This is a genomic window from Pedobacter duraquae (genome assembly GCF_004362245.1).
Taxonomy (GTDB): Bacteria; Bacteroidota; Bacteroidia; order Sphingobacteriales; family Sphingobacteriaceae; genus Pedobacter; species Pedobacter duraquae.
This window is the reverse complement of record NZ_SNWM01000001.1, coordinates 846,251-870,435: the sequence shown is the minus strand read 5'-3', so window position 1 is coordinate 870,435 and position 24,185 is coordinate 846,251. Positions and strand designations below refer to the sequence as shown.

Sequence of the window (24,185 nt, the reverse complement as noted above, 5' to 3'; positions counted from 1 at the left end):
ATACTATATTTGCGACAACAAAATAGATATAGTATGAGAAAGTTAGATTTTGCCTCGCTTCAAGTCACAAACCTGGAGGCTTCCAAAGAATTTTATACAGCAAAATTGGGATTTGAGTTGTCACCATTTTCAAATCCGGACGCTTGTATTTTTACATTCAATAAAGGTGAAGCCAGTTTTGCTATCCGTAAACCGATTGGTAATATTGAGGGTAAAGAACTTGGCGTTGGCGCGTCACTTTGGTTTGCCATAGATGAGAATATCGAAGACCTGCAAGCCAGACTTATTGAAAAAGAAGTAGTTTTACCGGGGCCTATTCAAAATACGCCGTTTGGAAAAGCGTTAATGGCGAAGGATCCTGATGGCTACAATATTACTTTTTTACAGCCTAATTAAACGTATACGAGCACATGCCTAAAAAAATTGAATTCCATTTCAACAGCCCTGAAGACAGTCCGGGCTACCTCCTCGGCCAACTTACCATACTGTGGCAAAGAAAACAGAAGCGTGTGTTGGATCCATTGGATTTAACACAGACTCAATTTGTGTTGCTCTGTGCCTTAGCCTGGCTTTCGAGGGAAAGTGACGCCGTTACCCAGGTTGATATTGCCAACCAGGGTAACGCCGATAGAATGATGGTTTCAAAAGTGCTTCGCACATTAGAAGAAAAGCAGTTTATAACCAGGTCTGAGCACAAAGTGGATACACGTGCTAAAGTAATTACACTTACCTCATTAGGCGAATCTGTACTCCAAAAAGCTTTAAAGGCTATCGAGGCAGCAGATCTTGAGTTCTTCAATAACCCTACGTTTGAGATGCCTGCTTTAAATAAGATGATGGTTAATCTGATCGACCAGAATAAAGACGTATTATAAAATCGGGATGTAATAATCGACAATACATTTTTTCTCAGGATGTGTTCTGTAGTCATTATGATAGAGCTCAAAGGGATCTCTGTCCGCTTTTCTATAGCCGTTTTCGGCCATCCAGGCAAACAGACCATTCCATGATTTTTCAAATTCACTCAATCCAATCGAGAAGCTTCCAACAATAAATTTCCCTTTTTGTATTGTTCTTAGCCCAATGTTGCCAGACACTTTTAGAGGTTCTGCCAGCGTGATACAGGTGCTGATCCGAACTTGATGTGGGGCCGTTGTTTTAAAGCTGTCATGGTAAATGGTTACCATTTTTGTGTCTGCATTGTTTAACAACTCCAACGGTGTAGCCCACCTCATAAGGGTGTCATAGGAAGACGTGATGGCATGTACACCAATGCAAGTTACATAAGCCAAATCCATGTCGGCTATCTCTTTGATTTCAATTTTAGCATTCATTTTGATCCAGTTTTTAAGGTGATCTATGCTGCAAATGTATGCCTCAAATGTAGTGTGTACTTGTCCAATCTTGCTTTGAATTTTACTGATCTTGCTAAATCTGTTGCCACTCTGTTTACGAAACTCGGATGGTGTTAACTGATAATATTTTTTGAATGCTCTGGTGAGGGATGAGTTACTGGTAAATCCAAATGACATTGATAATTCGGTAATGGTAACTTCCGGTTTGCGCATCAGGACAGCTGCTACCTTTTCAATTCTTTTCCTGTTGATGTAAGCATTTAAAGTTTCACTGGTTATCGTCTTAAATATTCTGTGAAAATGGAAGGGTGAAAAACAGGCTATTTTTGAAACTTCTTCCAGAGACAAATTGGTATCGAGATTTTGATCTATGAACTCCAGCGCTTTGTTTACGCTGCTGGTGTAATCTGATTGTAGCACCGACTTATTTAAAGTTGCCATTTTCTGTAATTGAGTTGTTCAAATGTACATTAGGTTTTACTAAAAGTCACTGTTGCACTTGTTCCAATACTGCTATTGAACATGATCTCGCCGTCTAATTGTGCAACCAGCCCCTTGATGAGGGTGATTCCGAAGGAATCTTTCAGATCATCAAGTGCTTCTGACTGCATTCCGATGCCATTATCTGATATTGTAAGCGTAATCAATTGTTCGACCTTTGTTAAAATTACTTCTATAGTACCGGTCTTATTGTCGGGAAATGCATACTTGATTGCATTGGTGACAAGTTCATTAATAATCAGTCCAACAGGAACGGCTCTGGCAATATCTAACATAAAATTGTCTGCTCGTAAATTGTAGTTGATCTGACCTTTAACGTCAAAACTATTTTTAAGATATTCAATTAATTCGTGTGCATAACCCGACATTTCTATTTGATCTGTGCTCTCATCCAGATATAACTTTTGGTGTACTAGAGACATCGCTTGCAGACGATGCTGACTGGTTTTTATCGCCAGACTGGCGTCTTCATTCCCGTTGTAATAACCCTGGGATTTAAGTAAGCTCTGCATCATCTGCATGTTATTTTTTACCCTGTGATGGATCTCTTTAATCAGCCATTCTTTTTCTTTAATAAGCTTCTCCTGTTCCAGGTTCAGGCTGTTGAGCGATTCATTTTGTTCGTTGATTTTGTGCTGTTTTTCCTCCAGCATTTTATAGCTGTTTTGCTTCAGCCTGTATCTATTGTAGCCAATCCCAATGATGATGACGAACATGACTATTGCTGCATAAGCAAATCTCCTTGATTGGGTAGATTGGGAGATCTTCCTTTTTTGAATAAGGGATTCTTGCTGCAGCAATTTGATGTCCTTGACCTTTTGGTTGGTCTCATACTTGATCTGCATATCGGCAATCCGCCCGGTATTGGCAATGTTGTACATTGAGTCTTTGTACGCAGTATAGATTTGGTAATTGCGGATTGCAGAATGATAGTTTCCAGATGCGGAATCAATTTTGAATCTTAGTAAAGCGACATCCTTTAAAATCAGGGAGGTGGTATTTGGTAGGGTCTCGAATTTATTCAACAGCGATGCTGCTGAACGGTAATCTTTTTTGTCGATATAAAATCTGGCCATCAGATAATGTGCCTTTGCGCCAGCTATGGTGTTGCGCCTGTTGAAGTCGGCATAAGCAATTGCTGCGGGATCCATGCCAATCATTTTTTTATAATAAAGCTCCGCGGCATTCATGTTGCCAACACTTGCATAATATTCACCTTTAGCGGCGAAAAGATGTTGTAACAACCGGGGATCAGTTGTAGAATTGGTCTTTTCGAACGACGATAAAAAGTTCTTTGCATCCTTCATTCTATTCAATGCAACCATGTTATCTATTATTCTACGTGCAATATAATAACCATCAGCAGCATCAACATTGGCCAAAACATTGATGATATCCTTGTAATATTTCAGACTATTTGCATAGTCACCCAGACTATAATAAATATCTCCCAATCCAATGTATATTTCACTTTTCCATCTAAAGTCTGGAAATTCCTCTAGATTGTTGACTGCAAGTATGGCGTACGATAGGGCTTGGTGAAAGTTTCCCTGGTCATAATAAACATTGGATAGGTTGCAATAGTACTTGTAGAGTTTTCTGTTTCCAGACTCTTTTCGCAGCTGAATGGCCGATTGTGCATAGTATCTGGCGCTGTCGATCTCAAAAAGCTCATAATGAAAGGTAAAGCTTATTTCTAAAGCACAGGAAGCCATTTGTCCGATGTTGTTGATGCTTCTATAAATACGAAACGCATTTTTTAAATATTTCAGTTGCAGAACTGCATTTTTTCGGCTGCCTGCCGGAAGGTATGCAGCAAGATCCGACCACCAATGCGCTTCAGCGCTGAGATCTCCGTTTTTCTGACAGCTTTTTATCACTTCCATGAAGTAGGAGATCCCTTTGTCAACGTTATCGCTGCTAAAATAAAACTTACCCAAGGCTATTTTACTCTCTATTTCCCATCGGCTGGATTTTATCGCATAGCTTACTTGCAGTGCTTTACTTAAATAAGCATAGCTCCTTTCAAGATTAGATTTCTTGTCATTTGGCCTATTGTGAAAGTGTTCGGCCAAGACCAGACTCAATCTTGCCTGCTGTTCTCCGCGTGCAATATTGGTCAATTCTTCTGCAGCTTTGACCTTGTTGAGATCTAAAAGGGTCTTTACGGTGATAAATACAGATTCTTGTTCTCCAAGTTTATAACTTAATCTTCGGCTTAAAGCTGTACCCTCACGGGCATAATACAGGGCACTGTCTAAATCCTTTGATCCGGCAGATTGCCGCCACCAATAAGATGCTGCAAGTTTATTGAGCAACCATACCCTTCCAGTATCCTGTTGGGAGCGCGAGAGGCTGTCCCGGAGCAGGCCAGGTTTAAACTCTGCAGGTTTGGGTACGGATAGTGTATTTCGGTTGTTTCCCTGCCCATATGAAACCATGGATATCAGTAGCAACAGAACACTGAGCTGTATTTTATACATTATAGGTTATCGTTATACTAAAACGCCATTATCATAAATAACGGCTTAAAATGGTAAGGCAGATTGTTGCTTAATGCAGCGCATTACAAAGGAACTTTGAATTTTACTGATATGCGGTATTGCAGACAGTTTTTGTGCGATAAAATCTGCATAGGCTTCATGATCTTTTACAATTACTTTTAAGACAAGGTCAAAAAGGCCACCGATTACATAAGCCTCCATAACCTCCTCAAGAACAGATATGCGTTCCAGAAATTCATCTACATATTCAAGCCTTTGGCTTTCCAGAGATACATTGATAATCACAGTAAAATTTAAGCCTACCATTTTTTGATCAATCAATGCAATGTAGCCTTTAATATAGCCCTCTGTTTCGAGTTTTTTTATTTTATCGTATACCGATGTCCTTGACATATGGAGCTTATCGGTTAATTCTGAAATTTCAAATCGAGAGTTATGTTGCAGTATCCTCAGCAACTCAATTTCCTGCTTACTTAATTGTTCCATCGGATTATTTCCGGCAAAGGTAGGTTATAAAGTTTGTTTTCGGATGAAATACGTTGTAGTAGTCTTAAATCTGACTGATGTTCGTATTTGGAAATAAATAGGTGAACTGAATACTGTAATGGATAGTTTTGCGCCTATAAATCACAATCCTATGTTTAGATATTCAGCAATAGTGGCAATAGGAGCACTTAGTTTTGGTGTATTGTCGTCATTCGCAAAATTGGCCTACGCACAAGGTTATACCGCAGGGGAAATCACATTCGCACAGGCGGTATTAGGTGCTGTAATTCTTTGGGCAATGGTGTTTTTTAAGAAATTTAACAACAAGACATACCGGATTAAAGCAAATTGGAAGTTATTTGCCATTGGTGCTTGTATGGGTATCTCTGCATATACTTATTACCTGTCTTTAGCGTATATACCAGCTTCATTGGCAATCGTATTACTGATGCAAATGACCTGGATGAGTATTGTTGCCGAATCCTTGTTTTTTGGAAAAAAGCCGGATAGGGTAGCGGTAACCACAGCAATTCTTATTCTCCTTGGGACAATTTTTGCTGCAAACCTATTGGATGTCAAAAGTCTGAATTTTTCCCCTATCGGGATAGCCCTTGGGTTGATCTCGGCCATGTTGTATACCCTGTTCGTAATGCTGACCAGTAACCTGGATAAGGACATCCCGAGCTTTGAAAAAGGTGCCATGATGACTACGGGTTCGGCACTTGTTATTGCACTGGTCAATTTTAAATCTCTTGCACTGAGTACCCATATCGATGTGGGACTATTTAAATGGGGTTCTGCGTTAGCTTTGTTTGGCACTGTGATCCCACCAATCTGCTTTAATGCAGGTATGCCGAAGATCGGTCCGGGTTTAAGTTCGATATTGTTAACATTGGAACTCCCGGCTGCAGTGTTTTGTGCGCATTTAATCCTTGGTGAGGATATTGCTATTGCTCAGGTCTTTGGCATATCCGTTATCCTGCTGTCGATAGCATATTTAAACATAAGTAAAGCGAAATCGCCTCAGCAACCAGGTCGTTCAGCGAAGGACCGATTAACTACCGACTGCGGCAGCGCGATTTAATCGTCGTCGTCCTTTTTCTTTTTTTGCAGAATTACGAATGCACTTCTTTTAGGAGCAGGCATGATAGCATGCTCGCCTTTTATCGATTTCCAGATTACTTCGTTTAGATCAAGGTCGGGTGCTGCGTCCTCTTTGCTGAAGTCGAATAACTCCGAACGTCTGCTGCTTTCGTTGATTGCTACATTTCTATTGTCAAGGTTGATCTGTGGCTGCTTAACAATGAATGTCCTAAGATCAGTTTTATTGGTAAAGCATTCGAACAGTGGAACGGCAGCGGCATCATACTGGCTCATTGGGGGCAGTCCGAGAATTAATTCCATTGTTCTGAGAAAGCCAGAAGTTGAATACATCGTGTGTATAACAGTATTTCTTTTAACATGTGGGCCAATAACATAAGCCGGGGAACGATGCGCATCTACGTGATCGGGACCATTTTGGGCATCGTCTTCCAGGATAAAGACAACAGATTCTTTCCATATTGGGGAGTTCGACAAATGTTCTATAATTCTGCCGACTGCCAAATCATTATCTGCTACAGCTGCCTGAGGCGAAACTTTGCCTTTCTTCTGACCACTGGTATGGTCGTTGGAAATCCGTAGGGTACTAAACTGCGGGACTGCATCAGCACGTAGCAATGAGTCAAAATCATGTGTCCAGGCGTCGGCCCGTACCTGGTCCGTGATATCCATATCAAATCCTGAAGAATGCGGCGACATATGTCCCTTTAGGGACTTGATATGTGCCTTATCATATTCGCCAAATTCACCATAACTTCTGTAGGTAACACCTGCTCGCTGGCAATAGTCCCATATAAAACCGTCTTTAGGATAGGTAACAGGGCGCCCACCTTCAAAATTTGTTGTTCCACCGCGGGATCCATAACTCGTCGGCCATGTTTTTTCTACAACATCTGTCGCATACGCAGCCATACTCCAGTTATGTCCGTCGGCACTTACTTCGGCATCAACATAAAAGTTATCCAGCAACACATAATCTTGTGCCAGGGCGTGCTGGTTAGGCGTTATTTTTTCCCCGAAAAGACATAGCGAGGGATCACCATTCCCTTTTTCAACATCACCTAGTACTTGATCATAGGTTCTATTTTCTTTAATGATGTAGAAAACGTGCTTAATAGGTGATTTTTCGCCTTGTTTGCTTGGAATAGGATTGTCAGCGTCTCTTGCAGCAAAAGATGATTGATCGCCAGTAAACGGCGTATTTGCATATACCTGTTTGGTATATACTTTTTGTAGTTCTGGTTTTGGCGTGTCAATAAAAGACAATGTGCCCTTAAATAAACCTGCTATATATTGCAATCTGCTGTTCGAGGTGCTTCCCATTTGATAACCACTATTATCGGCAGGGGATATTGGCTGTGGACCCTGGGGGTTAGCCATGGAAGTGTTTCCCTTTCCATTTGTCACCAGAATTTTCGATCCCAATACTTTGACACTGGTAGGATACCAGCCTACGGGAATGAAACCTCGGCTCTCACTGTATCCAGGCTTTGTTACATCAAAAACCGCAAGACAATTGTTATCTGCATTGGCAATATATAATGTTTTTTCATCCTGACTTAATGCTAATCCATTGGTAGTAGAGCCGGTTAGTTGGGTGGGATAGAGGGTAGTTGCAATGGTCTCCACAACCTTATCGGTCAAAGTGTTAATTACCGATACGGTGTTATCATTGGCATTGGCCACAAATAGGAAGTTTCCCTTTTTATTCAGTAACAATTCGTTTGGATGATCGCCCACAGGAATCAATCGCTCCAGAGATTCGGTGAGTAGATTGATCACAGCTACAGTATGTCCTCCCCAAAGGGAGATGAATAATTGCTCACCGTCGGGAGCGAGGACACAGCTGTAGGCGATAGCCGGCAATTGAAGTTTTTTAAGGATTTTTTTGTCTGAGGGGTTGATGATGTATAGTGTGCTGTCTTCTTTTGTAACTGTGTAAAGCCGTGTGTTATCTTTATTTACGGCTATCCCTGCGGGGCTGATTTTTCCTTTAGGCCAAACAGGTCCTAATTTAATCGTATCACAGGTGTTTAAGTCGTAATTGGCTAAGTTGAAATTTAAAATCCAGTTGTCGTTTCCTCCCGAAACATATAAATGCTCCTGGTCTTTACTAAAGGCAAGCCCATACCAGGATTTACCTAAGTTCTTTTCTGCAATAATTCTTTCAGTTTTTGGATTGATCAGCTGAACAGATTGTGTACTTTGTCCGTTGTTCGTAATAGCCACATATTTCCCAGCAGCGCTGATTTGCATATTTAACGGTAAATCGCCAAGATTAATGGAATGTCCCGCCGGACTTAGCTTCCATCCGTTAGGTAAAAGAATTTGTTCCGTATGTTTAATCTTTCCAGGTAATTGGGCACTAGCAAATTGTACACTGCATAATAACCCTAAAACTAAATGGTATGCTTTCATGATATAAAATAAGGGCGAAAAGTAAAGGTCTTATATTTACCTAAAACAACCTCAGTGTTACTATAAAGTTAAGTCAATGAATTTATTCTTTATACACAATTTGATTTTTATTGAGTTGATTGGGATTGATGCAAGATGCTATTATACTGACCTTCCTCCATTGTACCATTGCTGATTCAAGATGCTTCTTGATCTGGCTAAATCGGCAACACCGGTGACCGGTCTTTCCAGGCTTCGGTACTGATAGATTCCAGAAATGCGATTACTGCCGAGCGTTCATCTTTAGACAGATTCAATCCTTTAAGTAATTTATCTTTCACTGGATACTTCGGATCGTTAAGTTGTTCTGGTTTTCGTTTTTGCTCTGGCATCCCTGCATTGTACATGTTCATCACACCTTCCATGTTACCGAACAGGCCGTTGTGGAACCAGGGGGCTGTCCGCATCACATCACGTAGTCCTGGTGTTTTGAATTTACCCACATCTTCAATCTTTTTAGTGACGTTATATCTGCCCAGATCTTCATATTTCCGTCCATAATAGGTGAGCCCGGCGTTGTGGAATTCGTTGTCGGTAAACAATGGCCCATTATGGCAGTTCATACACCTGGCTTTGGTTCTGAAAAGATGTAAACCTAGTACCTGCTGATCGGTGAGTGCCTTTTTGTTGCCTTCCAGGAAGCGGTCAAATGGGGTTTTGCGACTTACTATTGTTCGCTGGAAAACCGCCAGACTTTCAAATATTCTTTTGGTATCGATTTTATCATCCCCAAATGCAGCAGTAAAAAGTGGATGGTAGCCCTGGATCTTTTTTAACTTTTTAGGCAGCTGTTTCATGTCCTGATGCATTTCTGTAACCGATGCCACAGGCCCTTCTGCCTGTTGTTCCAGACTTTCGGCCCTGCCATCCCAGAATAATTTCTTGAAGAACCATACATTTTCCAGTGAAGGTGCATTTCTGCTTGTATTGGCATGATCATGGCCTACGGAAACTTCACGGCCGTCTGTATAGTTCAGATCGGGCGCATGACAACTTGAGCAACTGATCTGGTTGGATTCAGAAAGCCTGGGATCAAAAAATAAGATTCTTCCGAGCGCGACTTTATTTCTTGTTTGGGGATCTTTTAGGTCGACAGGCGAAGATGGCAATACACCCAATTCAGAAAATGTGACGCCAGAATCGATGGTAGCTTTAGGCCAGTTCAACGGGTTTTTTGTATATACCGTACGTAATGAGTCGATAGATAACTCGTCACCTGGATGGAAATCATATGAGCGAAAGGACAAGAAAACCAAAACTGCCATGACGCCTGACAGTGTAAGGAATACATTTTTCATAAAGCTATAAATATAGGTTGAGGGATAATTTTAAATCCAGATAACCCTGCTTGGGCACAAATGTAGCATTATAAACATCAGCTACGGTATTCAAGGGCTTCAGGTAGCTACTTTCCAACCCAAAACCTGTCTTGAATTTTTTTACCACACGCTCTGTCACGTAATTAAACCTGAAAGATGCTCTGGCAGCCTTTGCAGACCAATACAGGTAATCGGGGAATACAACACCTTTTGAAAAAACTGTCACCTGAGTTGGAGGGACGTTAAGCTGCATATCGAAAGGAATTCTGGCAGAAAACTGAAGTCCTGCGGAAATTAAATCTTTAGCATGGTTATGCCAGTACTGGCTGTGTCCTAATTGTGGCTCCAGCGTATTGTAAACCAGTTGGTGACTTGACGTAGCATCACGCTTACTGTTGTATAGGTAATTTAGTCCGGCAGACCAATCAAATTGGTGGTTAACGGCCTTGTTGTTTAGCCAACTGTAGAAGATTACTCCATTGCGACTCTCATATGTGAAATTCCTTGCGCGTTGCTGATTCAGGTTGTCATTACCAGATTGTTGTTCAAATTGTACTTTTAGTTGATGTGAGCCAAAGGTTCCACGTTTGGTCAGCAATAAATCAAAACGCGTTGTTTCCAGTTGGAATACACTAATCGTGGTATTGTTTACATTTTTATCAAGTTCGTTCTGATTTGACTCTTCATTAACTTCATAGGCTAATTTAGCATTTACAGACCAGGATTTTAACATACCGGCATAACTTGCGTTTAAGCCAGAAAACTTGTTTTTACGTTTAAAAGCAGTTGTTGAAATCTGATAAAAACCATATCCATAATTGATATAGGGGATTCTTAAGGCATCCGTGGGTAGGCCAGCGTAGTTTTCATTTTTAAACTTCATTTTTTGCACGTCCTCGTCTCCATAACCAGTAAGTAATCCTAAGCCGAGAAAATTCGACCCTAACTTATAAGTTAACTCGGGACTGAATTTGATGCGGTAGGTATAGACTATTGCTCTTGGATCTACTGATCCGGCACTTGAGTTGTAAAAGTAATCCACTCCGGTAGATAGAAACATTTTGTCCTTCAATAATGCATAAGAAATAATCCCGCCACCGTTATAAGTCTGGCGCTCGTAGTTCGAAGCTTTCTTGGCCATAAAATATAGGGGCTGTGGAGAATCCTTGATTCCCTTCATATTGAAAGAAAGACTGTCATCCTTAGTCCTGGAAAAGTTAAAAAATCCGTGCAGCTTGAATCGTCCAAGAGTATTTAAACCATCTGTATTGAAACTGGTCGAAGTGGATTTTTGGGCTTCCTGAGCCACTCTGTAGGAACCGGTTGCCTGCCTGTAGGAGATACCCGCAACGCCAGCTTTCTGCAAGGTTGAACTTTGAAGTTGCGTAGCACTAAGTCTGATAAACTGTAAAATGTTATTGCTTTGCGTATAGCTGTACAAACTATCAGCTGCCGCCTCGGCTTGAGCGAGGCAGGCAACCGGTAATCCTAAAATGAGGACTATTATCAGTCTTTTTAACATCAATTTATTTAAATACAGTTTTAGTTGCGTCTGCTAATGTCAGGTAATCAAAATCTTGCGTAGAGTTATTGGTATCTTTAAGTACTTTTCTACCGGCAAGCGTTTTACTGGTTTTGCGGATTACAGACTGTGACGAATATGCCCCAGCTGCGGTGAAGGTGAAACCGGCGTCAATAGCATCTGGTAAACGTTTGGCTGCTCTGCTTGACGCAACGGTGTGCATGAGATCAACTCCATCAATGATAGCTGATGTGGGAATCTGTAAATATAATTTACTGGCGCTGGTTAATGTTACTTCTTCAGGGTCAGGGAATTTTGGCCAGGCCAATGGATCTGTAGCAGGTTTGTATATGACAAGCGCCTCATATCCATTGTTATTCAAAATCATATCCCTGATATATCCTGTTAATAAAACATTAACGTTGGGAATGGTTGGATTATCGACATCAGATGATAAAGGATTTACACCAGCAATATTTCCGTAGTAGACTTCAAAGTCAGCCTTACTAAGATCGATCGTTAAGCTAGGATCCCTTACAGAGATAGCTGCGCCATCTGCGCCTACATAGGCGGATTTATGGTTTTGTGCGTTTTGCGCAATGATGATGCTTGATCCGGGTTGTACTGGATATTGAGTTCCGCTTCCGGGGATTTTAAATAACGTTACTCCGTAAACATAATCCGTATTGGCAGTAGTACCAGTCATACCAATGGCTTTAAGCCAGTTAAATTGACCGTTTGGAAGATAGTATGGTTTTGTGATGTCTACACTCGACGTCCGCGTGTTTTTACCGTGCACCTGAGAAATACAAAGTCCGTCGGCGTAAAGGACTTCATTAGAATTGTTAAACAATTCTACGAACTGGTCTCTGAATAGCGCGGCTTGAGTTGTGCTGGATCCTCCGTAATAGATTTGTTTGATTACCCAGTTACCCAATCTGCCTGATTTCAAAGTTAGTGGCAGAACTGCGGTTCCAGATACGATGTTTGCTTCCAGACTCGCATTGAAACTTACGTCTTCTGCGGTATAGGCGCCCGAGATCTGGCTGTATTCGGCTGCGGTAACGAGTAAACTGGCTACAATACTATAGTTACCGGGAGTTACGCTACTAAAATTTACTAGACCTTTAGCGTCGGCCTTCGCTTTAAGCACAAGTCCGTTGGCCTTATTGGTAAGCGTAAGTTCCGTATTGGCAAATGGCAGTCCAAGGTCTGCACTTTCTGTAGCAAAGCTTAGCTGGAATGATTGCGAAACCGGCTGAGCTTCTTCTAGTACATCTTTTTTACAGGAGACAATAAAAAGCACCAAAAATGCGCTCAGTAACAGTAGTTGTTTTTTCATAATGATTAAAATTTAATTGATAATTCTGCCCCTACGCTTGTGGGTGTAGAGTAGGTAATTTTCGAGCCCGTATTGGGGTTCAGGTATTGGGTTTTTATATTTAAAAAGTTATAGGCGTTTACTGAGAACCGGATCTTTTGTCTGATTTCTTTCGAAATTCTGACCGAGAGGTTTGCAACAGGAAAAGGCAAACTTGTTTTGGTATTGGCATCGCTGCTCATTTTCAGGAATCCATAGTCGGGATTAGTTGCGTCAAAAACTGGAATTTCATAACGCGTAAGCTTTTCATCTAAATAAGCAGTAGGTATTACATTGGTCAGCTGTGTTTTAGTTTCCGTTTGCCAGGTAACATCAGCCAGGAAATTGACCACGAATCCAAGTTTAGGTATATGCGTTGTTGTACTGATTTTTGTCATTAAGTTCCAATTGGTATATGCAGTTGGTGGATAAACACCAAACCATGCTTTTCTGCCAAGGTCTATATAAACCTGCTCTGCAGGGAGCACACGTTCAGTCGCGTTTTTGAAATCACTGTAACTAAAGGAATTGTTCAGGTTAATGGACGTTTCTATAGCCCTGATCTTTGGAACGGAAATACTCCATTCGAGACCGTAATTTTTAGAGTTCAGATCGTTTGCTACGTTATTGACAGCCACATACCGATTTCTGTATTTGCCATTTGGGGTAACTATTGGAGGTCCACCCTTAACATAGGTGTAATCAAACTCAGGGAGGGTGTAGGTATTATAGCTTGTCAAATTGCTGAAGCCATCTAAATCACGTTTGTAGTAACCAAACAACGATGTTGTAAAGTTGTCTTTCTTATAATTTAACCCAAGCTCCAGCTGGTTAGATTTGCTGGATTTCAATTTGGAATTATCAGCAACAATTTTATCGGTGTAAACCAGGAAAACACTTTCATTTACATATCCGGTGAAGTTATTTAACAGTACCAAATCGACGTAACTGGGCGCCGGATACCGGTGTGCCAACGATGGTCCTTTAACAGAAAGTCCATATGCTGCGTTGAAGTTGATATTGTCGTTAAGCGCATAGGACATATTTACTCTGGGCTGAACATAGCCTTTGGCATTCTGTACATCGTAACGAACACCGGGATTGAACGTTAGTGGCTTTTTAAAAAGATTGACTTTGAAATTATCTTGCAGATAGATACCATAGTTCAAAATATCCGGTAAGCTTTCATAGCTATAGGGTCTTTCATTTTGATAATTTTGATTTGCCCAGCGTGGTTTTGTCGGATCAACAATTACGCCCTGACCGTGATTTTGAGCATAATACAAATTTGTACCCAGGCTAAGTTTATGTAAAATCTTGCCGGTATAAACATCATTGGACAAGCTTAGGTTACCATTCATATTGACAGGGTTACCCTTGATGTGCTCTACAGAGAGATAGGTGCCAGGAATATAATATCCCTGATAAATTTCATTGTCAGTATCCTTATCAGCCATTCCTTTTACTTCACCGTTAAAAAACCGCTGGTTATAGGTCTCGCTGTAATTATTCGAGTAGCTAAGACTAAAATCTATGCGCTTTAGCAGATTACTTTCGACCGTTAAAGAACTTCTATTACTAACACTGAGGTTTCTGCTTTTTGCAAATGTTCTTATGGCCTGGTCGTCATCTGGATCAATTCGCACATCATCTGTACGTGTACCATAATCCAACGAAATCGTATTTTTAAAGTTCTTGAATAAATAGCTCGTCCACATCAGGTTAGCACTAACGCGTTCATAAATCTTTACCTTATCACTAGGATCTGGGTTGGCGTACAAATAATTCAGCCCATAATTGATTGCACCCCATTTTTTATCAAGGATGTAGCCTTTGGAAAGTGAGAAATTGGTGGATGCGCCATTGATCCTGGTTGAAAACTGATAAGGAGTTTTTCCGGCCTGTCTGTTCACGATGACTGCTCCTGAAGTGAGGTCGCCATATTTTGCCGGAGCCACACCAGTGATAACCTCCACACTTTCGATATTGTCTACTGGTATCTCCCGAATGTCTAAACCAGAAAATGGCACATCAAAGCGGCCGTAGGTGGTAGCTGATATTGCGGACGAATTGACGCCCCATTTTCCAACACTCCTGTTTTGCATATTGGCATTGTTGGATTGTTGTATGTCGTCAATGATAATGGCGACGCCAAAAGAATTGTTCATTGATTGCAGGCCATCTGCTTCAGAACGCAGCGTAATGTTCTGTACATTTTGTAAAGCAGGGGGTGCGAATTTTTTGCCCGGAAGGTTATTTAGAACATCGCCAAGACTAAAAGCCTGAGTTTGTTCTAATGCCTGGCGGTCAAAGATGATTGAAGAATTAGAGTTTTGTGATCGCCTAACCTGGTTGATTTCTATTTCGTTGAGGGTTAGGCTGAGGTCGACCATGTTAAAGATAGCCCCTTCAGTAAGTGTTTTAAGGCTAATTGGTCGTTCAATAGTCCGTTTTCCTACCACAGCAATTCGCAGGTCGTAGGTTGGTAAAGCCAATTTTTTGCCCACCTTGAAACTGAATCTACCAGCACTGTCTGTGAAGGTAATGGCGTCAATGTTTTTTAACGTTACCGTTGCATATTCAATCGGTTTTGAGTGCTCATCGTAAACAGTACCTTTAAGTATTGTCTGCCCTCGAACAAGAGAAAAAGAAAGTAAAAGGAAGGAAGTAAGTAAAAAGTATCTCAATTTAGAATTATTCTTAACGGCGTCAAAGGTGTTAAATTTTGAACATTATCGCAAGTTATTTAGACTAATTCTAATCAGTTGGTTGATTTGTAGCAGAATTGATACTGTTTCAAATTAAGATGAAATGATTTTAATAATTGCTAAATTGGTTCTGAAAAACCAGGCATATATAAATCTGAATGGAAGCAAATAGTGTTCACGAAATTACGATCAGGACAACTTGTGTAGCTGATTTGGCTACGCTGTTCGAGTTCCAGCTCGATGGTGAAGGACAATATCTGGCTGCTTTTATGCCTAAGAATGCTTCCGATAAAGCAGCATACATTGATAAATACACAAAATTCCTTTCTGATCCTTCAATATTTATGAAAACCATAATGATAGGAGAGACGATAGTCGGAAGTATAGCGAAATATGAAACAGAGGGAAATGCAGAAATAACGTATTGGATAGATAGGAAGTATTGGGGAATGGGGGTGGGAAGCAAGGCCCTCGAATTGTTCCTTATCCTTGAAGCTACAAGACCAATTTATGGTCGGACTGCCTTTGATAATATCGGATCACAAAAAGTGCTGGAGCGATGTGGCTTTAAAAAAATAGGTACTGACCGGGGTTTTGCATCTGCAAGACAGATGGAAATAGAAGAATACATTTACTTGCTTGCGTACAAAGCTGATCGTGCATTTATTTTTGTCGCTCTTTTAACAGCCTGTCCAGTTTTTCTTTGGTTTCAGGGATGGTAGTCAGCGATAGTGCTTTTTCGAAACTTTTGATAGCCTCGGTTTTATTGTCGGTTGCCAGATAGAAATCTCCTAAGGAATCATAGCAGTTTGCGCTTTCGGGATAGTTGACTACATTAAGCTTGAACAAGGTCTCTGCTTTCTTGAATTGTTTTGTAGCAATCATTTGATAACCGAAATTGTTGACTAAACTTTCGTCGGGCTTAATCAGATAGCCCATTTTCTCAGAAACATTGTTGAAGTGTGAAGTCAGCAGTGCGTCCAACTTGAAGTCTTTGTTTGTCAGTTCACTATCGTAGACTTTGAGTTTGTAGAAGTCAAACACAAACCGAAGCGCATCGTATTCGCCAATCAGCCTTACCGAGGGATGATTATCATCTTTATAAAACCTGGATTTGAAATGTAGACTGCTCTTGTTATTTTTGGACAGTGTTTTGATAAATGCTAGATTGCTACGGATGAGTGATGTTGAACTACTGGTGTCTTTTAATACGCTCAAAGTATCAACACCCCTTTCCAGTCGGTTGGCCATGGCCATAAATAATGATTTACCCTTGTAATTATGATTAGGTAAAATCAGGCGCGCTTCTTTTACGACTTTTTGATTATCCCACCATAAGGCACCGTCAAGGGAAACGTATGCATTAAATAATTCGGGTTTGTGCAGGAATGTATTGATAACCGTGAGGCCTCCTACGGAGTGACCAATGAGCGTTTTATAACTGGTAGTAGGGTAATTCGTATTGATGTAGGGAATAAGATCTTTCTCTATAAAAGACATGAACTCATTGCCCATGCCAACCTGGCCGGGAAATTCTTTATCTGCGCCAGTTGTTAATTCTGCCAGTCTGTTTTCCTGAACTATCCCGACTACAATTGTTGGCGGACAGAGGCTTGATTCGGCCATGTGTTCTGTAATGCTCACAACAGTATTGAAATTTTCACTTCCGTCCAACAGATAAATTACCGGATAACGGCCTCTGTCTTTAATTTTATTTCCACCGTTACTGATTGGAATATGGATCCAGACTTTCCGGTTTTTAGCAAGTACCTTCGAGGGAATCGTTTCCTCAAAGCCTGTGTTAAAAGGACTGTTTTCCTGTGCGCTTGCACAAAAAGACATCAAAAGTAGGGTAATTGAGAGGAGAAAAAAATTCCAATTTCTGGATCTGTTTACAATGTTGAGCTGACGCATTTAGGTTTTTTTTGTAAATAGACAGATCTTTTTCTATTAAGTTGCATCTTAATTGGAAAATTATTGGTGTAGAAAGTCTAGTACTGCCTTGTTAAATAGTACTGGCTTTTCCTGAGGTACATAGTGGCCGGCATCTTTAACAACCAACAATTTGCCATTTTTAATCTGATTGGCAATTTGTTGGGTATGCGCTGGCTTGACAATATCTTTTTCACCTGCTATAACCAGCACAGGCACTGTAATCTGCTTTAAATCACTTTCGGTGATGTGCGGTTCTGTGAGGAGTAATTTGAGCAAACGCTGACCGTTGTTATTGGGTTCAGTCTTTGTTTTCTCACGCTCAAAATCAGCCTGAAATTTGTTTAATAATTTAGTTTCGACGCCATCTGGGGAGCGTACGGCACCAACAGTTACTACTTTACTAACTAGTTCCGGATATTTTGAAGCCATGATTAACGCGGTGTTGCCGCCATCACTCCAGCCCAGAAGCGCTGTTTTTTTGATCTGCAGCTCATCCAGCAGTATTTTCATATCTGCCGCGAACTTTTCATAGGTGAAGGGGGCGCTGGTTTTGTCTGTACTCTTTCCTTGCGCACGTGTATCAACAGCAATCACCTGGTATGACTTGGCCAATACGGGAATTTGCTGGTAAAAGGCAGCTAGTGAAGATCCGTTTCCATGTAATAAAAGGAGTGGAGTACCTGAGCCATAAGTTTCATAATAGAGTTCGCCGTCGGGTAAATGCAGGTATTTTCCAGTTTTGCTGCTGTTGCCGTAGCCGGATGCAGCAGCTTCCGCTGCATACTTGCTGTAAGCGAGCATCTCTTTAAGACTATCAGTTATGCTTTCTTTTTCTTCAATTGCTGCGTCCTCTTCTTTTTCTTTATTCGGTTTATAGCTATTCGCAGTGATGTTAAATGCGACATGCGCTGGTGAGATCTTTTCCCAGTTTGCCTGACTTTTTTTTCTGAAAAAGACCGAGTGGAAGGGTGTCGGGAAAACAGATACACCAAAGGCCGAGCGCGCTGCAGTATCTGTCTTTACGCTTTTTATCCATTGAATGGCCACGGCAATCTCTTTATATCCTTCCAGATAAATATTGTAGCTGGTTAGATCAACCTTAACCCACCCTAATTTTTTCGTAACGTCAAAAAGAATGTCCTTATCAACAATCAGCTGATCTGGAAGGCCGTTTTTAACGCTATAAAAATTGAGTCTGAATTTCACGCTTTCAAAACGGTTGAAGGTTACCCACATATTGAAATCCTTGATAAAACTGTGTTTATCGATGGAGAAGATAGACGCTTGTTCCCTACCAAGGTTATCGCTGATCAGATTTGACTCAGTAAACATATTAGCCGTCATGATGGTATTGGCGCCGGTTCTGCCAAAAACTTTTGTTTTGTATTTTTCGGGCTTAACTGTTACAGTTTGTAAGAGTGCATCCAGCGGGGTCAGGTTAATGGTTTGTTTACCTTGTTTGAGTTTTTCGACTGAAATGTTGCCAGGTTTATACCCTATGCTGGAAATAACGAGTTGTTCATCGGCACTGATAGCCGATGGGTCAATCTTAAAGCTGAAAATTCCATTTTCGTTTGCTACCGTACCAATGCCTTTGCCCTTTATTCCTAACGTAGCAAAGGGGACTGGCTGATTCGTTTTCGCATCATTGACAACACCGGCTACAGTTAGCGTTTGGGCGAAGGCGATTTGGCTGGAAACACATACTATGATGAGGAAAGCAAGTTTAAATTTCATGTAGTTGTTATGGTTTTTGAATCACCGCTAAACTAAGGATATACATGTTATAGCTCGAACGCTCAGAAGTTAAAGAATGTTAAAGTCTGTCCAAAAAAGGCCAACATGACGCTTAAGTTGGGGATTGATCCTAATTAATGATCGGAAATAATCACTTGCTCGCGCGGTTTGTCTGAACGCTTTTTAAATACGAATATCAATAAAGGCAGGACGACAATAAACATAGATCCAATGAGACTAAAAGAATCGATATAGCTCATCAGGGTAGATTGTTTGATTACCGCAAGATCGATTAAGCTCATCGCTCTTTGTCTGGCATCAAGGTAGCCTGAACCTTTCTGTTGAAAGTATTTTGTGTAGGAATCCAAACGGCTGATGAAGGCCGGATTGGTAGGGGTAATGTGTGTTAGCAGATCGCTGCGGTGCTGTGCGGTCATCCTGAATGAATAGGTATTGATAATTGAAATCCCAAAAGACCCGCCTAGCTGTCGCATCATATTATTTAAGGCTGCACCTTGTGGAATATGAGCAGGTTCGAGTGACGAAACGGCAAGTGCTGTGAGTGGAACTGTAAGAAAAGCCATGCCTATTGCTCTGAAGATCAGGCAGACTGTGATCTCGGTAGCCGAAGTGTCCAATGTAATGCCTGTCATTCTCCAGTTGAAATAAGCAAAGCTAAGCAGTCCGGTGCCTACCAGTACGACTGTGGGCACACCACGTTGCATCAGCCTGCCACATAAAATCAACACAAAGATAGCAATGATGGCACCAGGCAGTAGCAGCTCACCTGATTGTGTGGGTGTAAATCCAAGTAGGCGCTGTGCCAGCACTGGGGTGATGTATACTGAAGTGAACATGCCTATACCGGTGATAAAGGTGAGCACAGCAGCGATACTTAGTGTTCTACTTTTGAGGACCCTGAGGTTTACAACTGGAAATTCGACCCTCAATTCCCAGATTACGAAGGCTACCAACGATAAAACTGAAATCACTGTAAAACAAATAATGTAGGGTGCAGCAAACCAATCTTCAGTTTCGCCACGTTCCAGAACTGTCTGGAGTGTGCCAACTCCTATTGCCAGTAAACCTATGCCCGTCCAATCAATTTTTCTAAGCATTGGTTTTTCTGCAGGCTCAGTCAGCAGGAAATAGCATGAAATGGCAGCAGCAATACCGATGGGAACATTGATGTAAAAAATCCATGGCCAGGAAAAATTTTCAGTAATGTATCCGCCGAGGGTCGGGCCAATAGTTGGGCCGATAAATACGCCGATTCCAAATAAAGCGGCTGCGGTACCATGTTTTTCCTTTGGGAAGTTCTCAAATATTACGGCTTGTGAAACAGAAATCAATGCGCCACCGCCTATTCCCTGAAGGAAACGGAAAAGCACGAGCACCCAGATGTTTTCTGCCTGCCCACACATGAAAGAACAAAAAGTAAAAAGTATAATTGAGCCGATATAGTAGTTTCTGCGTCCAAGTTGAGCAGTTAGAAAACCAGTCATCGGAATGATAATCACATTAGCGATCGCATATGCGGTGATGACCCAGGAGGTATCCTCCAGCGTTGCACCAAGGTTCCCACTCATATGAGACAGGGCAACATTCACAATAGAAATATCTATAAGTTCCATTACCGCTGCCAGTAATACGGTAAGAATGAGTAATTGTCGTCTAAGTGGTGACATAGTTTGTATTACTTTAATATACCGTTCGGTATATTTATGGTTAAAAAAAATGCCATTAAAAGGCATGGAAGCGTACAAAGAAATTTGTAATTATTAGTACAACAATCCGTTTGTGGCAGCAAATGTAAAAATACCATTTGGTATATTTTTCAATTCTTGGAAAAGAAATTGAATCGTGACAGTAATTTGATCAGTATTCCAGGTGCAAACAGTCGTAACCCGCTTTTTTAACCAGTTGTTCGATACTTTCGGGACTGAGATTTTCTGATTCTATACGTAAAATGTTGTCTACATCTTCTACATCGACATTCCAATCGAGAATGTAAGGCTCTGATATAAAAAAACGGCTGATCACGTTAACATCGCCTTGCTGACCAATAGTAGTCTTAAATATGAATACATCCATGATGATTGGTATTAGTTTGCCAGCAAAATTAGTAGTTGAAGGCGTGCCTGAAGTACTCAAATAACATGAATAGGTGGACAAATCACAGGTATTGTTAAGAAGCGAACGGGCGCTCGCTCCTTAACAATGAAAATTATTGAATTTTATTAACGATCAGGTCGTCGAAATAGATGTAACTGGTTTGGCTTGAGCCCCAAACGGCAACATCTTTTCCGCCTCTGAAATTGTGGAAGGATAACCTGTTGATGAGCCTTTGTGCATCGTTTGTTGTCCAACGGATCGACTGATCCAATACCGTTGTACCGTTGATGAGCACTTGTACCCAGCCATTTTTGCTGGATCCTGTGTTACTTTTTACGTATAGATGCACGGTATAGGTATTTCCTTTAACCAGGCTGCCGGATGTAGGATACGTTTTTCCGAAGGTATCTCCGCAAGGGCCGGCCATATCTCTATGGTATACATAAGGCTGGAAGTATACTCTGGAACCAGAGTTGTACCACATCAGTCGCAGACTGCCACCATTTCCGTCTGTCGCAATGTCGCAGCCAGTATTACCTTCACCAATGAGGAAGCCAAAGCCTACTTTACCACCTCTGCTCCAGTCAAACTGGCTATGAAAACGTACTTTGAATGTTGCTTCGTAGGCAGACCCATCAGAGATGTCGGCCCCAGCAATCAATCCGTTAGAAACGGAGTTTGGCGCCAGCGTTGCCCGGGCCCATCCACTAGAAATGTAAGCGCGGTCTTCATTCCAGCCGGTCAATGAGGCACCGCCGAAATCGCCGCTTGCCTCACTATAGGAGAAGGATCCGTCGGGATGATTAAACTGCGTATTGATATTACTTGGGTATGCTTGTGCTGCAGCAACAGCCATACTTTCATTTCCTGGTCGCTTTTCGGTAGGTGTGGGAACCTGATTTGATTCTGCGGCATCTTTAGAACAGCCAGCAATTGCAAATGAAAAAATTAACAAAGCTATGCCTGCTAATCTGGATGATTTAGTTTTTTTGCTCATTTTAATTTCGGTTTAATTTAATATTTGGTTAGCTAATACTGCGCAGTTGATGTCCTGGACACGATGCTGCAAAACGACGGTTAAATTTCTGGTTGCTGGAATTTTTTAAGATAATAGATGTGTTAATTGAGTGTTAAAAGCGGCAAAGTATTGTTGCTGAATAAGCAGTCCCTGTAAAAGGGACTGCTTTAAAAACCGAGGCGTATAAAAACTAAGGCAATTTGTCGAGAGCGGGTACGTTGAGTTCGTAACCAGCATAGCCTTTATTCTGATTGATTCGCCCTTCTGTATTAAATCTTTGGGCGCTTGCTGGAACAGGCCATAATACATGGTAAGGAGCGATTTTATAGTTTACACCTTGTAAGGTTGGTACTTGATTTTTATAGAAATCATTTTTTTCTATAATTCTGTCGTACATAAAATTATTATCTGAGAAGGCAGCAACGGTATAGGTCTTGCCATTGTATGCTGGTTTTCCTGTTTGCGCGAAGATGTAGGCTATGCGGGCTAGCTCAGTTTTACGTGGTTCTTCCCAATACAGCTCGCGGGCTCTTTCATCGAGGATCGTACCGATGGTAATCTGACTTGCGTTTGTGAGCAAGGTAGCATTTGCACGACTTCTAACTACATTGATGTCGGCCATAGCGAGTGCCAGGTCACCCTTCCAGTAATATGCTTCGGCCCTTAATAAATAAGTTTCAGCCAATCTGAAAACGTACCAATCGGTATTGGTACCGCGTGGCGGCGTCCAATACGGGTCGTTCGCCAGCGCATTTGTAGAGTTGATAAACACTTTGTAGTGCGGCCATCCAAACCAATGTCTGATAGTATCTAAAGCACCATTTGTAAATCGTTGTTTGATGTTAGCAGATGAGTATTCCTGAAGTGGCTGACCGTATAGAGCACGATCGGCGGCATTGGTTGATGTTTTTAATGCAGGGTTATTGTATACCAGGTCAGTCATTTCCATCCACATACCTTTTGCATGGCGGTAATCCGTATTATCTGTCCAGATGTATTTAGTACTGTACGGTGTTCCGCGGTAGCGGCCAATGCCTCTTCCATACATTCTGGTAAGTGGAATTTCCGCTGTTACGGCATCAACGATTGCAGTTGCACCAGATGGCGTTTTCACATTGGCGAAATGCCAGGCAGGAACAGTATTTCTCATGAGCTGAGACCCAAGAGCGGTAAATCCGGCGAAGGCTTCTCTATCTATCACCAGAAACAAGGCTTCGCGGTTTGATGCAATGGATTTATTGTCCATCCGATGTAAATCCCAAACCACATTCTTTGTAAGATCCGTAGCAGTACTACCAAAACGGGCTGTCATCATACCATACTTTCCACTGCCAATTACATTGGTTGCTGATGCAATAGCGTCATCAAATTTACCGAGTGCTAAGTTGACTTTTGTTAACAGGTGACTTACGGCACCTTTAGTTACTTCGCCTTTATTTCCGCCATCTAAAACCCAGGTTTGTGCAAATTCAAGGTCTGATTTCATTTTTGCGAGAATGACCTCTCTTTTGGTGGAGTAGAAATCGGCTTTCGGATTTTCCAGGTCTTTTAGCAGGAGTGGAACGTCGCCAAATTGATGAACCAGTCGGTAATAATTATAAGCTCTGAAAAAATAGGCTGCCCCGAGGATTTGATTTTTTTCAGATTCTGAGGCATAGGTCGGTCTGTCGATATTTGTGATGATTGTATTTGCCTGTCTTACGGCAACAAATTCATTGTCCCAATACCAACCGATTTTATTGAAATCGTCGCTATTTAAATTTGCGTCAGGCGTGATTCTGGAAATAAGGTCCTGTGCCGGCGTATTTTTATCAGTGGTACCATCTACGGCGACGTCGGAAAATATTGATTCCGTTAGCAGAGGTGCTGAGTCGCCAAAGAATTCCCTTCTTGTGGCCAAGCCAAGTCCATTCAACGCGGCTTTCATAGCCACAAGGTTGTTTAGGTTTTCTGGTGCATAGCTGGAAAGCTGTTCAGAATCCAGGTAGCTTTTCTTACATCCTGCGGCCGAAACCAGGGAGAGGAATGCAAGCAATACGATTATATTTTGATTTAGCTTTTTCATTT

General features: G+C 41.4%; 18 protein-coding genes. 4 read left to right on the top strand and 14 right to left on the bottom strand.

What is annotated here, in order from left to right:
- The first annotated feature begins 33 nt into the window (after window positions 1-33).
- A complete protein-coding gene (locus CLV32_RS03825; RefSeq protein WP_133552545.1) occupies window positions 34-396 on the top strand; it encodes a VOC family protein in 363 nt (120 codons plus the stop codon).
- Window positions 397-410: 14 nt separating this feature from the next.
- Entirely contained in the window at window positions 411-875 is a 465-nt protein-coding gene (locus tag CLV32_RS03820) for a MarR family winged helix-turn-helix transcriptional regulator (RefSeq protein ID WP_133552543.1), read from the top strand.
- Here CLV32_RS03820 and CLV32_RS03815 read toward each other — a convergent pair.
- The 3 genes from CLV32_RS03815 to CLV32_RS03805 are packed head-to-tail and all read right to left on the bottom strand — an operon-like array spanning window position 870 to window position 4,846.
- On the bottom strand, window positions 870-1,796 hold the full coding sequence (locus tag CLV32_RS03815) for an AraC family transcriptional regulator (RefSeq protein ID WP_133552541.1): 927 nt from the start codon (window positions 1,794-1,796) through the stop codon (window positions 870-872). The genes CLV32_RS03820 and CLV32_RS03815 overlap by 6 nt on opposite strands.
- Window positions 1,797-1,825: 29 nt before the next feature.
- Window positions 1,826-4,339 carry a tetratricopeptide repeat-containing sensor histidine kinase gene (locus tag CLV32_RS03810; protein WP_133552539.1) on the bottom strand — a complete coding sequence of 838 codons (2,514 nt, stop codon included), beginning with the start codon at window positions 4,337-4,339 and terminating at the stop codon, window positions 1,826-1,828.
- Between the two features lie 45 nt (window positions 4,340-4,384).
- On the bottom strand, window positions 4,385-4,846 hold the full coding sequence (locus tag CLV32_RS03805) for an Lrp/AsnC family transcriptional regulator (protein ID WP_133552537.1): 462 nt from the start codon (window positions 4,844-4,846) through the stop codon (window positions 4,385-4,387).
- A gap of 151 nt (window positions 4,847-4,997) precedes the next feature.
- On the opposite strand from CLV32_RS03805, the gene CLV32_RS03800 reads away from it, so the two are divergent.
- Complete coding sequence (locus CLV32_RS03800; RefSeq protein ID WP_166641872.1) at window positions 4,998-5,930, top strand: EamA family transporter; 933 nt, start codon at window positions 4,998-5,000, stop codon at window positions 5,928-5,930.
- On the opposite strand, the gene CLV32_RS03795 is transcribed toward CLV32_RS03800, so the two are convergent.
- From CLV32_RS03795 to CLV32_RS03775, 5 genes are all read right to left on the bottom strand, one after another.
- Window positions 5,927-8,365 (bottom strand): bifunctional YncE family protein/alkaline phosphatase family protein, encoded by a 2,439-nt coding sequence (locus tag CLV32_RS03795; RefSeq protein ID WP_133552533.1) that lies wholly within the window; start codon window positions 8,363-8,365, stop codon window positions 5,927-5,929. The two genes, CLV32_RS03800 and CLV32_RS03795, sit on opposite strands and share 4 nt — an antisense overlap.
- Before the next feature lie 197 nt (window positions 8,366-8,562).
- The gene (locus CLV32_RS03790; protein ID WP_133552531.1) at window positions 8,563-9,702 is read right to left on the bottom strand and encodes a cytochrome-c peroxidase; all 1,140 of its coding nucleotides are present in this window, start codon (window positions 9,700-9,702) and stop codon (window positions 8,563-8,565) included.
- A gap of 4 nt (window positions 9,703-9,706) precedes the next feature.
- Window positions 9,707-11,245, bottom strand: coding sequence for a DUF6850 family outer membrane beta-barrel protein (locus tag CLV32_RS03785; protein WP_133552529.1), 1,539 nt, complete (start codon window positions 11,243-11,245; stop codon window positions 9,707-9,709).
- Between the two features lie 4 nt (window positions 11,246-11,249).
- On the bottom strand, window positions 11,250-12,587 hold the full coding sequence (locus tag CLV32_RS03780; protein WP_133552527.1) for a DUF4876 domain-containing protein: 1,338 nt from the start codon (window positions 12,585-12,587) through the stop codon (window positions 11,250-11,252).
- 5 nt (window positions 12,588-12,592) lie between these two features.
- Window positions 12,593-15,292: a TonB-dependent receptor gene (locus tag CLV32_RS03775; protein ID WP_133552525.1), complete on the bottom strand. Its 2,700-nt coding sequence runs from the start codon at window positions 15,290-15,292 to the stop codon at window positions 12,593-12,595.
- A gap of 179 nt (window positions 15,293-15,471) precedes the next feature.
- On the opposite strand from CLV32_RS03775, the gene CLV32_RS03770 reads away from it, so the two are divergent.
- Complete coding sequence (locus CLV32_RS03770) at window positions 15,472-16,035, top strand: GNAT family N-acetyltransferase (RefSeq protein WP_133552523.1); 564 nt, start codon at window positions 15,472-15,474, stop codon at window positions 16,033-16,035.
- Here the strand turns inward: CLV32_RS03770 and CLV32_RS03765 are convergent.
- The 6 genes from CLV32_RS03765 to CLV32_RS03740 form a co-directional block, all read right to left on the bottom strand.
- Entirely contained in the window at window positions 15,977-17,227 is a 1,251-nt protein-coding gene (locus CLV32_RS03765) for an alpha/beta hydrolase-fold protein (protein WP_133552520.1), read from the bottom strand. The genes CLV32_RS03770 and CLV32_RS03765 overlap by 59 nt on opposite strands.
- Before the next feature lie 60 nt (window positions 17,228-17,287).
- The gene (locus tag CLV32_RS03760) at window positions 17,288-18,985 is read right to left on the bottom strand and encodes an alpha/beta fold hydrolase (RefSeq protein ID WP_133552518.1); all 1,698 of its coding nucleotides are present in this window, start codon (window positions 18,983-18,985) and stop codon (window positions 17,288-17,290) included.
- Between the two features lie 134 nt (window positions 18,986-19,119).
- Window positions 19,120-20,673, bottom strand: coding sequence for a DHA2 family efflux MFS transporter permease subunit (locus CLV32_RS03755; protein WP_133552516.1), 1,554 nt, complete (start codon window positions 20,671-20,673; stop codon window positions 19,120-19,122).
- A gap of 190 nt (window positions 20,674-20,863) precedes the next feature.
- Entirely contained in the window at window positions 20,864-21,079 is a 216-nt protein-coding gene (locus CLV32_RS03750; RefSeq protein ID WP_133552514.1) for a hypothetical protein, read from the bottom strand.
- Window positions 21,080-21,212: 133 nt separating this feature from the next.
- On the bottom strand, window positions 21,213-22,097 hold the full coding sequence (locus tag CLV32_RS03745) for a polysaccharide lyase (RefSeq protein ID WP_133552512.1): 885 nt from the start codon (window positions 22,095-22,097) through the stop codon (window positions 21,213-21,215).
- A 211-nt stretch (window positions 22,098-22,308) separates the two neighbouring features.
- Window positions 22,309-24,183: a RagB/SusD family nutrient uptake outer membrane protein gene (locus tag CLV32_RS03740; protein WP_133552510.1), complete on the bottom strand. Its 1,875-nt coding sequence runs from the start codon at window positions 24,181-24,183 to the stop codon at window positions 22,309-22,311.
- Window positions 24,184-24,185: the final 2 nt, after the last annotated feature.

What these genes read in the sequence shown, in the direction of transcription:
- CLV32_RS03825 (WP_133552545.1), top strand. Translation starts at nt 34, where the DNA reads ATGAGAAAGTTAGATTTTGCCTCGCTTCAAGTCACAAACCTGGAGGCT.
- CLV32_RS03820 (WP_133552543.1), top strand. Translation starts at nt 411, where the DNA reads ATGCCTAAAAAAATTGAATTCCATTTCAACAGCCCTGAAGACAGTCCG.
- CLV32_RS03815 (WP_133552541.1), bottom strand. Translation starts at nt 1,796, where the DNA reads ATGGCAACTTTAAATAAGTCGGTGCTACAATCAGATTACACCAGCAGC.
- CLV32_RS03810 (WP_133552539.1), bottom strand. Translation starts at nt 4,339, where the DNA reads ATGTATAAAATACAGCTCAGTGTTCTGTTGCTACTGATATCCATGGTT.
- CLV32_RS03805 (WP_133552537.1), bottom strand. Translation starts at nt 4,846, where the DNA reads ATGGAACAATTAAGTAAGCAGGAAATTGAGTTGCTGAGGATACTGCAA.
- CLV32_RS03800 (WP_166641872.1), top strand. Translation starts at nt 4,998, where the DNA reads ATGTTTAGATATTCAGCAATAGTGGCAATAGGAGCACTTAGTTTTGGT.
- CLV32_RS03795 (WP_133552533.1), bottom strand. Translation starts at nt 8,365, where the DNA reads ATGAAAGCATACCATTTAGTTTTAGGGTTATTATGCAGTGTACAATTT.
- CLV32_RS03790 (WP_133552531.1), bottom strand. Translation starts at nt 9,702, where the DNA reads ATGAAAAATGTATTCCTTACACTGTCAGGCGTCATGGCAGTTTTGGTT.
- CLV32_RS03785 (WP_133552529.1), bottom strand. Translation starts at nt 11,245, where the DNA reads ATGTTAAAAAGACTGATAATAGTCCTCATTTTAGGATTACCGGTTGCC.
- CLV32_RS03780 (WP_133552527.1), bottom strand. Translation starts at nt 12,587, where the DNA reads ATGAAAAAACAACTACTGTTACTGAGCGCATTTTTGGTGCTTTTTATT.
- CLV32_RS03770 (WP_133552523.1), top strand. Translation starts at nt 15,472, where the DNA reads ATGGAAGCAAATAGTGTTCACGAAATTACGATCAGGACAACTTGTGTA.
- CLV32_RS03765 (WP_133552520.1), bottom strand. Translation starts at nt 17,227, where the DNA reads ATGCGTCAGCTCAACATTGTAAACAGATCCAGAAATTGGAATTTTTTT.
- CLV32_RS03760 (WP_133552518.1), bottom strand. Translation starts at nt 18,985, where the DNA reads ATGAAATTTAAACTTGCTTTCCTCATCATAGTATGTGTTTCCAGCCAA.
- CLV32_RS03755 (WP_133552516.1), bottom strand. Translation starts at nt 20,673, where the DNA reads ATGTCACCACTTAGACGACAATTACTCATTCTTACCGTATTACTGGCA.
- CLV32_RS03750 (WP_133552514.1), bottom strand. Translation starts at nt 21,079, where the DNA reads ATGGATGTATTCATATTTAAGACTACTATTGGTCAGCAAGGCGATGTT.
- CLV32_RS03745 (WP_133552512.1), bottom strand. Translation starts at nt 22,097, where the DNA reads ATGAGCAAAAAAACTAAATCATCCAGATTAGCAGGCATAGCTTTGTTA.
- CLV32_RS03740 (WP_133552510.1), bottom strand. Translation starts at nt 24,183, where the DNA reads ATGAAAAAGCTAAATCAAAATATAATCGTATTGCTTGCATTCCTCTCC.